This is a genomic window from Pectobacterium parvum (assembly GCF_020971565.1).
Lineage (GTDB): Bacteria > Pseudomonadota > Gammaproteobacteria > Enterobacterales > Enterobacteriaceae > Pectobacterium > Pectobacterium polare.
In genome coordinates this window covers 3,222,067-3,234,632 of the sequence record NZ_CP087392.1, presented here as the reverse complement: position 1 = coordinate 3,234,632, position 12,566 = coordinate 3,222,067, and the positions used below count along the sequence as shown (strand labels likewise).

Annotated in this window: 9 protein-coding genes and 3 pseudogenes; 4 read left to right on the top strand and 8 right to left on the bottom strand. The window is 44.8% G+C overall.

Annotation, left to right across the window (positions count from 1 at the left end):
• Positions 1-6: 6 nt before the first annotated feature.
• From LOZ86_RS14555 to LOZ86_RS14545, 3 genes and pseudogenes are all read right to left on the bottom strand, one after another.
• Positions 7-402, bottom strand: a complete 396-nt coding sequence (locus LOZ86_RS14555; RefSeq protein WP_039486334.1) for a 2OG-Fe dioxygenase family protein — start codon at positions 400-402, stop codon at positions 7-9.
• Between the two features lie 24 nt (positions 403-426).
• Positions 427-786: a hypothetical protein gene (locus LOZ86_RS14550; RefSeq protein WP_039486331.1), complete on the bottom strand. Its 360-nt coding sequence runs from the start codon at positions 784-786 to the stop codon at positions 427-429.
• Positions 787-1,190: 404 nt separating this feature from the next.
• A pseudogene (locus tag LOZ86_RS14545) lies at positions 1,191-1,355 on the bottom strand (PIN domain-containing protein); the annotation flags it as partial.
• A 441-nt stretch (positions 1,356-1,796) separates the two neighbouring features.
• Between LOZ86_RS14545 and cml the strand changes: the two are divergent.
• Positions 1,797-2,967 (top strand): annotated as a pseudogene (gene cml / locus LOZ86_RS14535) (CmlA/FloR family chloramphenicol efflux MFS transporter); the annotation flags it as partial.
• A 184-nt stretch (positions 2,968-3,151) separates the two neighbouring features.
• Here cml and LOZ86_RS14530 read toward each other — a convergent pair.
• The 5 genes and pseudogenes from LOZ86_RS14530 to vapB all read right to left on the bottom strand — a co-directional run bounded on the left by LOZ86_RS14530 (position 3,152) and on the right by vapB (position 6,306).
• Positions 3,152-3,421: a hypothetical protein gene (locus LOZ86_RS14530; RefSeq protein WP_222850894.1), complete on the bottom strand. Its 270-nt coding sequence runs from the start codon at positions 3,419-3,421 to the stop codon at positions 3,152-3,154.
• Between the two features lie 25 nt (positions 3,422-3,446).
• Positions 3,447-4,776: pseudogene (locus LOZ86_RS14525) on the bottom strand (IS4 family transposase).
• 65 nt (positions 4,777-4,841) lie between these two features.
• Positions 4,842-5,063, bottom strand: coding sequence for a hypothetical protein (locus LOZ86_RS14520; RefSeq protein ID WP_181892626.1), 222 nt, complete (start codon positions 5,061-5,063; stop codon positions 4,842-4,844).
• 608 nt (positions 5,064-5,671) lie between these two features.
• Positions 5,672-6,076, bottom strand: coding sequence for a type II toxin-antitoxin system tRNA(fMet)-specific endonuclease VapC (vapC, locus tag LOZ86_RS14515; protein ID WP_111778566.1), 405 nt, complete (start codon positions 6,074-6,076; stop codon positions 5,672-5,674).
• The gene (vapB, locus tag LOZ86_RS14510) at positions 6,076-6,306 is read right to left on the bottom strand and encodes a type II toxin-antitoxin system VapB family antitoxin (RefSeq protein WP_165708243.1); all 231 of its coding nucleotides are present in this window, start codon (positions 6,304-6,306) and stop codon (positions 6,076-6,078) included. Before vapB ends, vapC begins: the two co-directional genes overlap by 1 nt.
• 224 nt (positions 6,307-6,530) lie before the next feature.
• On the opposite strand from vapB, the gene LOZ86_RS14505 reads away from it, so the two are divergent.
• Genes LOZ86_RS14505 through LOZ86_RS14495 form a run of 3 tightly spaced genes read left to right on the top strand, consistent with a single transcriptional unit; the run spans position 6,531 to position 12,530 of the window.
• Positions 6,531-7,934 (top strand): hypothetical protein, encoded by a 1,404-nt coding sequence (locus tag LOZ86_RS14505; RefSeq protein WP_230242202.1) that lies wholly within the window; start codon positions 6,531-6,533, stop codon positions 7,932-7,934.
• On the top strand, positions 7,931-9,823 hold the full coding sequence (locus LOZ86_RS14500) for a phospholipase D-like domain-containing protein (protein ID WP_165707585.1): 1,893 nt from the start codon (positions 7,931-7,933) through the stop codon (positions 9,821-9,823). Before LOZ86_RS14505 ends, LOZ86_RS14500 begins: the two co-directional genes overlap by 4 nt.
• Positions 9,813-12,530, top strand: a complete 2,718-nt coding sequence (locus LOZ86_RS14495) for a DEAD/DEAH box helicase (protein ID WP_165708245.1) — start codon at positions 9,813-9,815, stop codon at positions 12,528-12,530. The genes LOZ86_RS14500 and LOZ86_RS14495 overlap by 11 nt, the downstream gene beginning before the upstream one ends.
• Positions 12,531-12,566: the final 36 nt, after the last annotated feature.

Below are 12,566 nucleotides of genomic sequence, written 5' to 3'. Positions count from 1 at the left end.
TCTTAATTATTCTGGGCTATTTGGTATGGCGACCATCGGGGTAAAGTCAATGAGTATAACGTCGCGATAACCAACCTTTCCTTGCTCCTCCACGTGAATAGGTTTCACCTGATGCCAGACTAAATCATCAACGATATCGATAGAATCCAATGGCTTGAACATGATTTGATTACAGAGGACATTGACCTGAGTATTATCAGTGATGATATTTTCACCGCCGGATACGCCGTCGCGATTGACCAAATGTATCCAGGTACAAGGCTCGCCGTCTTTATGCAGTCGATTGGGAACGGAGATGCTTGGTGAACCAAACGTTGCCTTCATACGGATAAAGTGGATTCCTACTTCCATCGGGATGGTATCGGAGTACTGATATAACGGCGAGTTTTTAAAGTCATGCATAATTAGTGCAGTAATAAGCTTATTCTATAGTATCTTGTCCGGCACCTGCTGAAACTTTCTCGGCTTATCGACCACTTCATCGTTGAAGTTAATGTCTTGCTTATAAGAATAGGCATGCTCGGATGATTGGGGAACCAAGAGGTCTAGACAAGGTAGCAGTACATACTTACTGTGCTGACGATAACGACCCGATTTTTGGTCGTATGGATCCTGCGCCAGTGAGTCAAAATGTCTTTGAATAATGCTTAAATCGGATTTCTGGTCATCGGTAAGGCTAAAATCATCCGAGCCTAACTGACAATAACCTTGGCTCATCATGGTTTTATAGGCATTCACGCGACAAATTAGTCTATTTTCCAACTCACTATGGATTCCATTAGTCATTGTAAAAATTCCTTTTTAAAGAGAGATTGTTGTTCCTTCACCATCGGGCTGATTGATAGGGTTCAGTGTCGAAATGTTTATGATTACTTATCGTTACGTTGCTTGCTGCCTTATCAATGTACTTCTGTAGTGTTTTATACCCCAGTAGATATAACGATTGGATGCTTATCTGCCGTTATCCGTTGAGAATCTGCGCATAGAATTACATAAATTTTTTTTATTTGTACAGATAATCTACATATTTTCTTAAGGGACAAATATTTCAAAATATGAGTTTTTTATCTATCCGATACGCACAATGCGTATTCAGCGTTGGGTTTAGCCGGTAGCAACGGGTACGATTTTTAAGACTTTGCTGGGTGGTTCTGGCGATCAAGTGTGACCCTTTTGGGTATTGAGGCGTCGGCATTAAAGCCATAATTCTGAACTTCCAAACGCGTAGAAAAGCCTTCAATGACTGCCAGATTCTTTTCTGGATTCACCGATTTTTCCGCGCCATAGATCAGTTCCAGCAGTGTGATAGAGCTGATTGCAAACTGCCCGTAATGGCGGTAGAAAGCGTCCCTGATCTGTTCATCAGGTTACTCTCTCGTGTTCATGAAATCAGGCGTTACCCCAGATCCTTCAAACCAGCTATCCCAGCTTTCCCATGCTGGCTGCGATTGCTTTTGAATACTGTCGTTTTCTCCATCGTGCTCTCCTTGGATAAATTTTGTGCTATGAGTAGCATGGAACGTTGTTGGGATATATCAATGGGATATACATGGTTGTGTCGTTGAGTTTACCCCTCTCGCTAGCTATTTCCGTCCAAGAAGTATTTGCGCCTATCGTCGCCAATAATCCCCCAATCCGTTACTATGCGACATTATCCCCGAGTGATGAAAACCAAGAGCATGACCAAAAAAGCAGATAACTAAGCCGCAACAACTCCCATTTACGTTGTTGCGGCGCTTTCAAAGCTCCCTTTGCTCTTAGAGCGCCGCTAAATCCTTTATTCAGGAGATAATCTCGTGCGCTCAAATTACACTCTCTGGCCTTACTCGCTTACCGCAACGTTATTACTGTTATCCCCTTTGATTTGCTGGCTTCACTGGGCATGGATATGTATCTGCCCGTTGTACCCTATATGCCGGATGCTATAGGTACGACCCCAGAAGTCATTCAGTTAACATTATCGATTTATCTCGTCATGATCGGTGCCGGACAGCTGTTATTCGGTCCGCTGTCTGACCGTTTTGGCCGTCGCCCAATATTGCTGTGGGGCAGTTTTGTTTACCTGCTTGCCTCCTTTGGACTTGCGGTCTCGTCTTCAATAAATCTATTTCTGGTATGCCGTTTCGCGCATGCATGTGGAGCCTCAGCTTGCTTGGTGGCGATGTTTGCAACTGTTCGCGACATCTATGCAAGCCGTGAGGAAAGTCATGTTATCTATGGAATTCTGGGATCCATGCTCGCCATCGTACCGGCGGTTGGACCTATTATTGGGGCGTTAATCGATATGTGGATGGGATGGCGGCTAATTTTTGCCGTCCTCGGCATTTTGATGGCAATCGCTTATGTATCTGCATGGCGGTTTTGGCCTGAAACTCGGCATCAGCGAACCACTGATTTACGCTGGCCACAGCTTTTACTCCCGCTGAAAAAATGAACTTCTGGCTTTATACCTTTTGTTACAGCGCAGGGATAGGGAGCTTTTTTGTTTTTTTCTCAACCGCACCACAAATAATGATGGGCAGACAAAGCCTGTCACCGATTTTATTCAGCATAGTTTTTGCTACTGTCGCTATCGCAATGATGATCGCAGTTCGAATGATGGGGAAATTAATTCCTGCCTGGGGAAGCGTTAAAGTCATGCGAATAGCGATAGGGTGTCTTATTTTAGGCGGAATGATGCTGATAATAAGTGAAATATTTCTTCCGTCTTGGGTTCCTGGCTTTATTGCGCCAATGTGGATAATAGGAATTGGCATTGCTATGTCGGTTTCCATTGCACCTAATGGGGCTTTACAGGGATTTGATGAGATTGCAGGAACGGTTACTGCGGTTTATTTCTGTTTAGGTGGAATAATATTAGGGAGTATTGGGACGGTCATCATCTCTATTTTCCCTATTGGCACTAGTTGGCCGATCGTTGCTTTTTGCTTCATACTCGCGGCGATCGTCATCGTGTTGTCCAGCATACTTGCGTCGGCTAATCGTATTGGCAGTTAAGGCCCTGTTAGCTATTTGATTTTATCCTTGTACGCAATGGAAATATCATGGCGTACAAGGCGTTATTGACCGTTGTAAATGACAAAAGAGATAGGCTGCTTAACATCTATGATAGTGCAGCCCAAAGAAGGATTACTGCTGATAAGCTGACGTTTTAGCGCACTGGTTTTGAGAAGACATACATACCAACGCCATCATTACCCATATCTTCTACACGAACGATTGAAAAACCGCACTTGTTGACGTAGAAACAGACATTATTAATAAGACATGTCGGCGTTCTCAGTTTCCATTCTTTAACGTATGGATACATCTTTTCAATTTCTAGCCATGCACGGTAACCATAACCTTTTCCCTGTTTTTCAGGCAGAATAAACAACCTTTCAAGTAGGTTCGTTTCGCAAATATCTTGTGAAATAACCACTCCTCCTATCAGTAATGCCAGTCAGTTAAGCAACTGACTGGCTGTTTTTCTTCGCTTTTCGATATTTATAAGGCCTTTCTTTCACCACTCTCGGGAAGGTTCTTTCTCTTCTTATCGGCAGCTTCACCATCTGTCCCATACTCTCCAGATCTCGCAGTAGTTCAGGGATACGACCCGGCGATGCACCCTGAAGCGTCATCAACATCCTCATGACCAGCCCGCAGGATTCTGAGAAGCTCAGCTGATTTGGCCAGTAACCTTTCAGTTGACTGGCCATTTTAATCATCTGATATCTCACGAGATTATACGCCAGCAGCACACCCCATAACTCCTGCTCCACAAGTTCCGGTTTTTTGCTTCTCAGTGTCAGTCTGCTCAGTTGCATTGTCTGTTTGATTTCACGGTAACCCAACTCGATTTCCCAACGGTGACTGTAAAGCTCAACCATTTCACCTCCCGGATAACGCATGCCATCAGTCATCGAAGTCAGTAACTGATAGATTTTTCCTTTACGGCTATAGGTCAGTAATCGGGCTGTCACTTCTGTACTCAGTCCCGGCCATTTTTTGCGGGATTGTGGCGTAGTTTTCAACTGTACCAGATGATCGCCTTTTCCCAGTTTCCGGACCTCCTCGTAACGGGTACCTTTCTTAAGCGGTATCATCCAGTGTCGGTGTTCTCCCGCACGCTTCCATAAGCATTCAGCAACCCTAATGAGTAATACCCTTTATCGAGCAGCGTCAGCGTATTATCTGCGGTCTGGTCTATCAGTTGCTCAGCCAGGGTATATTCGCTGTCTTTCATCGTACCGAAGGCTGCTGCGGTTATCAGATGGCTGGTCAGCTCCATCTGACAGACCATTTTGACCTGCGGGTAGGGGTCAGGTTGGCCGCAGTAAGTCTGGCGCGGGAAGGCGGTATCATTTTCAGGTGTTTCCTGTGTGCGCCAGACGACGCCATCCATCGCCAGTAACGTCAATCCACACCAGTGGGGATGCGCCACAGCGTTGTGCCACAAGTGAGCGGTGTGCGTGAACACCCGTCGAACGGCGTCACTTCCGAGCCGCTGTCAGTATGGATAACCGCGCTGGGAGCAACAAAGGGACGGTTACCGGGCAGCATAATATCCAGCCGATTGACAATCTGATGAAGCGGCTCCTTACGTTCAAGCGCCATGCCGACAACGCACCAGACCATCATTTCGAGAGGAAGACGGCGTTTACGCAGGGTGACCACGCCGGACTCAGCAAGGCAACGGGCAATAAGTTCTGGGTCAAGAAAGTCGCCAAGAGAAGTCAAAGGATTACGGGTCGAATCGTAACGTGAAACGAGGTCGATGGCCTGAGAGATACGCATAAAAAATCCGGAAATGAAGAACACTTCCGGATTCTTACACAGCTATTGGATCGTTCAACTGATCCTTAACTGATCAGCATTACTCCTCCTATCAGACGAGTATTTTCCCAAAATCCCAGGATGGTTTTGTTCGACATGGTTATTGCGGACTCAAATGAGAAATCCTCTTCACCATCGTCTTCTTCTTCCATATCATCAGGGAAAAAGGTGGCATTTGATTCAAAAGATGAGGAATAAATTTCTTCGAGTTCTTTAGCGTCAGTAAGAACCGCTGCTTTGATTAGCATATTTATATTTTCCATTGTGCATATGAAAAGAGGCAGGTTTCAAAATCGGTCTGTTAAGGGCGTATTAAGCCTTACATCCATCTGGTATATGCAGTTAGATTATTAATCAGCGCAGCTGACGGACATTCCTCCAGAGTCTTTTCACAGGTTCATGTTAACTGGTTAGTCACCCCCGTGTTAACAACTTTTAGCTAAATAAACTGCCTGTTTGGTGTTCTGTTGAGCAATAGCTAACCCATCTGATATTGCGTTGTTATCTTCTGATATGTATTTAGATATTCCAGTTCCACTGAATCTCTCTAAGGTGAGCCCGATTAAATCAGTGAATGACATACACACTGTGTGAAAGTCGGAACGGCTCCGGTTAATTGCCTTCTGGTTTACTGAATTTTAGGCATAAAAAAAGACGTCGGTTGACGTCTGTTTATTTTGAACCCTACAGGATTCGAATTGACCGCGTATCTATATTGAAATAAAAGGATTTTCACCAGTTCGAAAAACGTAGTGGCCCCCAAATGGGCCCCCAAACCTTTCTGGCTGGATTTTTTACGGGTTATCCGCAGTAGGCGGTGGATTATATCCTGTTTTAGGGTAGGGCAGAATATAGCTTATCGGCTTATCCAGTTTTCCACTCGTAACCCAGGCACACGCTCAAATTCACGCACATTGTTCGTTACCAGTATCAAACCTGCTGACCGAGCATGACCCGCGAGCATGGCATCATACGGGCCGATGGGTGTTCCTTGTTTTGCCAGTTCCGCACGAATTTGTCCGGTATGTACGGCAGCGTCAAAACCGTAGTTTTGAACTTCCAGACGCGCAGAAAACCCTTCAATCACGGCGAGATTCTTTTCTGGGTTTACCGATTTCTCCGCACCATAGATCAGTTCCATCAACGTGATAGAACTGATAGCAAACTGCCCGTAATGGCGGTAGAAAGCGTCCCTGACTTCCTGCGGTTTGTTCTTGATGGTGTAAATACAGATATTGGTATCGAGCAGATATTTCAGCATCAGAAATCTTCCCTGATCTGATCATCGGGTTGCTCTCTGGTGATTATAAAGTCAGGTGTTACTCCTTGTTCTTCGAACCAACTGTCCCAGCTTTCCCCTGCCGGACTAATGATACGTGTGCGACCAATCGCAACGATATCAACCTGCTTGACATCATCGGGCAGCGCAACGGCTTTGGGGAGCCGTACCGCCTGGCTGCGATTGCTTTTAAATACTGTAGTTTTCTCCATGGGAACCTCTGTGGATAAATTTTTGTTCTATCCCTAGCATAAAGTGTTGTTGGGATATGTCAATGGGATATACATCGATATTGCAGTATTCGTTGTTATTAGGTTAAAAGAAATTTAGTCTGTTGAGCATTTTTAATTCCGGATTTGTACAGTGATACTCTTTTTAAAAACTAAATATGGTGAATAGTCACAAATAAAGGAGTATATTATCAATAATAATATAAATGATTGATATATATAACATCTTTAATGGTATCATGATGAACCTAAAGCACTTTATCACGGAATATGATGAATCACTAAGTAGTGAATTGAGTATTGATCCGCTGGGACAACTGATTATTTGGTCTTCTTTTGGGCAGCAGATTTTTTGCAACCGCATTAGTTCTGTTGCCAATGATGTTCGCCACTACACACTCAACCTGTTACACCATTATGTTATTCGCAGTGTTCTCTATGGTGAGAACACCAAACTTGGGGCGGCATTGCAGAAAAAATATGATGGTAAAAGTGACTTAAAACTGAAACATGCTTGTTTGATTTTTTTGGAAAATATCTACACACTATCGATGTGTTATAGTCAGGGAAAATCAGGAGTGGTCACTACGGGTGTGTTGGGTATTGTTAAAGCTCGAGACAAGTTTGCTAAATCGGATAATAACCCTCAGCTTATTTTCGGAAATGATGCAGATTCCCAACTCCTGACCCAGCAATTATTCCTCGGTACCAATGGTCGTTATAAAACACCAATGATGAATATGCATTTCTTCGATAATAAATATAATTATCACCTATCTGATGGTATTTCTGCGTGGAAGTTAGCTGGGGATTTTATTCTGAATACGCCACATTTGAAAAAGCTCTTTTATGCATTGTGCACCTATTTGCGTGCTCAGTTAAGCGTGCTGCGCCAATCTGAATTAACGATCCGCTTTTTCGATATTGATAGCAAACTCACGCAATCCTATGTGCAGTCATTCCGTTCCGTAGCGTTCGTAGGGCGCTATGCCAAAGATTTCTGGCTCAAGATGACTCGCTTACAAGAGGGCGCTTCTGGCGTACTGTACGATGTGCTTGAGCTGGAATCATCAAATCAAAAAATGGCGGTTGAAGATATTTATCAACAAGCGCTAAGTCGTTGCCACGACGCAGATGACAGGGCGCGATTACAACACATTGTTCATGTTGAACCCTTATTAGCGGGTATTACGTTGCTCTTTTCAGGTCTGTTGCAGCATAAAAAACAGACGCTGGAAAATATGTGCCAATTCTGGGCAGCGCGTGGATTGGATAAGGACACGTTGCCGAAGTGTGCTGATCCGGTTATTAACGATAAAACGCTGTTATCTGTACTCTCTGGCACCGCATACACACGGTTAGAACAGCTAATAAAAGTTGCAAAGGCCTCTTCAGTGACCGAACAAATTAAAGCATTGCTGAAATACCACGAGAGTGTAATGCAAGGCAGAGGTCAGTTACCATGGCTGACGCTATCTGGGGAGACTCTGACGTTACAAGTGCCTGTTCGTGCCTTACGCGCAGATCGCCGCAATGAGGATTGGGTCAACGACTATTACATCTCTCAGTTCCGCCATATGCTGCAAGGATTATGGGGGAAAGATCAGTGAAGTTAATCAATGAGTTTAAAGCGCGGTTAGCAACGTTAGGTGAACTCAAATGTGTGTGGCTGACCAGTTTTAATATAAATATCAGTTTTATTGAAACGTATCTTCTGCCTGCTGTATTGGGGATAGATGAACCGCCAAAGAATCGCAGTGAATTTGAGCATTTACAGTTTGAACTCACCCGTCAAGGGATTGATTTCCGAGTCTATTGTGATCAACGTTTGATAACGCAAGAACAGCATAAGCGCACCTCAATTAATATCTTGCCTGTCTCTGTGCGGCAGATTGCACCGCATCTTGATGCAAAAAACAGTCTTTTTCATCCTAAAGTGATTTATCTAGAGGATGTGAGTGGCAACATGATCCTTGGCGCAGGAAGCGCGAACCTGACACTCAGTGGTTGGGGGCGTAATCAGGAAGCGATGGACTTCCGCTGTGTCAGTAACTACAAACAGTATCAGCAAATTAAGTCATTTTTTACTGCAGTGGATCCCTTGACCGAACCCAACTTTCGCGTTCGACGTAAATTCTCGCATGACGATCACTGCTGGGAGTTTATTCACTCATTTTCCAAAAAAACGTTGCTGAAAGCGTTAGCAGAGGACGAAAGCATTAAAACGCTCTCTGTTTGGTCACCCTATCTGGCGGCGGATCTGGCTGGGTTTACTGATACGGTGTCCCATGCGTTGGGTAACCCCGCGCTCAAGATCAGCTTGATTCCCGATCTGATGCAAGGATGTTTTTTGCGCACATCTGACAGCGAAGGTGTGCAAGCATTGCGTGCATCTGGACGGCTGCTCTTCTGTCATAACCCAATTGAGCGGGATGATCGTTCAGAGCTCACGCATGCCAAAGTATGGTTGGCCACTGGTGAAACGTCAGCCCGATTGGCGATTGGATCATGGAACTTTACCAATCCTGGCTGTTGCAGTGTGAAAGTGGACAGTAAAGAAGAGACACACTGGAACATTGAAGCAGGCATTGTTCGTCCTGTTTCAGTTCGAACCAAGATCGCCGGAAAAAAGCTTGAGGAAACGGATTATGCCTTTGCCAGCGTGGAATTGCTTGAGGAGGAAGGATTAGTGCTTCCTGTCCAGTTGCCCTTTGATTTGCAAGTGCGGTTTTATTGGCGATCCAGCCAATATGAGGTTTGTGGAACGTGGTTTGAAGGCAAACCCGCAAAGGATTATCAACTGAGATTGCCCGGTATTTTACACCCTATATCCCTGTGTTGGCGGGGGAGGTCGCTGGTTGGTCTTCGCACGTTAGCAACTGAACAACCAGATGATCTGTTAACGCAGCGCTTCTACACTGTGAGTACACAAGGTAAGGCTGATTGGCAGGGAATTATTCATGAAGAGGAGCAGATGTTTCGCCGTGTCAATGGCTTTGACACGTTGCACGATCTCTTGAATAGTTATATTGATGATGTGGACCCACAGGAAAACGACAGCGTACATCTTCGGGAATCGCTTCGAGAAGGTCATTCAGCGGAAGATGAACTGCCGATTAACCACTCATTCGTACACGCTAACGCCACCAGCTATTTTCGCCTGTTCTATGCGCTTGATAAACGCCGGCAATATTTATTAACGCTGCAAGATGATGAGCAACTGCATTACTGGTTATTTACCTGCCCAGGTTGTTTGTTGGAGCTGGTTGAAAAGGCTCGTGAAACGCTGGTACAGCAGCCTGGCATGATATTTGGTTGGTTTCTAGCACAAGAGGTGCAAAGTCTCTGTCAACTGGCAAAGAAACGCTACCGCAAAAAGAGCCTAGCCACCTCTCTCTGGCCGAAGTTGTCCATCGACATTCCGGCCATTCCGGCGGAGGAAGAATCACGGAAGAAATACCTCACAGTGATTAAAAAGAGGTGTAAATATGAAGCTTGATAACTGGAAAACCATAACACCATACACTGTCGCAAAGAAAATGCGTTTTGATGCTTATCAAGATGATTGGCACTATGATGCGCAAGATCCATCCATGGCGGCTCGCCAGACAGAAGGTGTCGCAGGGTTATGGAATATTCTGGCAAAACACGCTTTGGCGTTGTTGGCGGATGAAGTCGGGATGGGTAAAACCTATCAGGCGATAGGTGTGATACTGCATTTGTGGCATATAAAACCCGATGCAAAGATCCTGATAATGGTCCCTAATAAGGACATTTGTCTGCATTGGATTCGCGAGTACAAAATCTTTTTGAAGTATCATTATCGGGGTAAGAACGCTAATATTTGTAACGCCAATAAAGATCCTGTGCATGAAGCGCGGATGTTTACCAGACTGTATGAGTTGGAAAAAGATATCCGTGAATCGGCGGGGAATTTATATCTGACGACAATCCACTCGCTGAGCGGCTTGGTTCCGTTGGATGAAAAAGACAATGCGTTGGTAAACGCCGAGCGTTACGCTGCACAATTACATGCCAATATTAAAGCATCGCTTGGTGAGCAAGGTTTTGATCTGATTGTGATCGATGAAGCGCACTATTTCCGTAATCGTGATGGTCAATCTCAGCGTGCGGCGGCGGCCAAATCTTTCTTTGGTGAGGATGATGAGCGACTTGGGCAAAGGACCCTTTTATTGAGCGCAACGCCAAACCACTCCTCATCGCGTAATGTAGCGGATATTTTCAGTTACTTTATCCATCCTGAATCTGTCAGCCCAGACAGTGACGTCAAAACGCTATTAAAGACCTTTGCTATTCGACGTTTACGTAAAATGCAGGGACAAGGTATTACAAATAACAAATATAACTATCGTAATGAGCGAGTGACGGCCGCGAGTTTTGTTAATAATCCAGATGCAGAACTGTTTTTTGCGTTGTATCAGAAAGAGCTGGTAAACGCGTTAGGTGAGAAAGGGGAAAATCGTCAATTCCAGTATGGCTACCTCGAAGGATTTGAATCAACAGGTATTGTTGCCAGAGAGGACAATGATACTGAAATGGAAAATGCAGATGAGATGGCAAAGGATGCTTTTCATAGGGCACCTGACTCCGATTTGCTCACTGCATTGACGAAAGAATTTCAGCATATTTATGATCGTTTTCCGGATCACCCGAAATATGACACACTGGCGAAACAGTGTATCCCTGAGAAGCTATTTTATTCGCGAGCCTCACTTTATTCCTACAAGCATCTGGTTTTCGTGCGCCGAATTCCCTCTGTGCGTGAAATCACCCAGCGTATAAATGCCGAATACGATGAGGTGATGGCGAAAGAGATTATCTCGGCATGGGGCGTAGAATCACCGGACAAAACGCTAAAAGCATGGCGAAAAAGCGGCTGGTCGCGGAAGTATCTCAACCGATTAACTCAGGTATTGGCTGCGCAAGTACAACAAGATGAGATAGACGATGCCGTCGACAAGCTCGAAAGTGATGAAAATGACGATCGGCAACTCAACGAACTGAAGCTTTCATCGAAAATAGCCGATCTGTTTGTGGCGAAAACAAGTGGTATAAAGCGAACCGATTGCACTAACGTTAGCCAACGTTTTCGCCGACCGGAAAACTTGTTTTCTCTGTTTCTCGAGCCTGCGGCTGATTATTTCACTGCCGAGTATCACACTTATTATCGAGTGGCTGAGCAACAGCGAGATAGTTTTAGCGATGCGGCACGGGATTATCGGAGAAGCCAGTGGATCGAGCAGCAGACCCCGTTAAATTCAGCTAATACAAGCAAGCGTCAATATAACCAGCCATTGAAAACTGTCTGGGGAATGATGTTTCCTCTTCTTCCTGAACACTGCCAGCAGCAGATCCAAAAATGGCACCGTACTAATCCGGCAATTGTAGAGAATTTAGGCAGCTATCTTAAGGCTGGGTATGTGTTTGCCAGTCCAGTCATGATTGAGTTGTACTGCTGGTATACACGCTTTAGTCGCAATAATACCCTCCAAGATGTGCAAGAACGCTACCGACATTTCACGGACAGTATTGCTGACAAATTGCCTGGATCTTTATTGTTGCGCTATTTCATTAATGGTATCGAAACTTTCGAAGCAATGTGTGAAAAGATTACCGATCATAAGCTGGATGATTGGACAATGCCGTGGCGCGAGCTAACCAGCCTCTCTAGTCCTGCATGGTATGCCAGTGGTGAAACGGATAATCGGCAGCGTTTGATCCTTGGGTTTAACAGCCCCTTCTATCCCAATGTATTGGTCGCGACATCGGTGTTTCAGGAAGGCGTAAACCTGCATTTGCAATGCAATCAGGTCCATCATTATGGGATTGCGTGGACGCCGGGTGATAACGAGCAACGCGTAGGTCGTATCGATCGTTTATTCGGTCGCGTGAACCACCTGCTAAAAGAGCAGGGGAGTACTGAGCTAGGTATTCACTACCCCTATTTGGCACAGTCTTTGGATCAGGATCAACTTGCTGCGTTCATCCTGCACAAACGTAATTTTGAAGCAAAACTGGATGCCTGCGATTTTGAGCAGTTCAGCCGGGATATAAACCTTAAGGATAATGTTGGAGGCTGGGAAGACGCATTACGTAAACCACAAGTTGATCTTAAACCTGTTGATCCTTATCCAGTTTCTCTAGGGAGAAAACGAGCATCCAGTAAGGATCATAATAGGGGTTAGGTATTTTTAATAAAAATTAATTTGTTATATTAATTT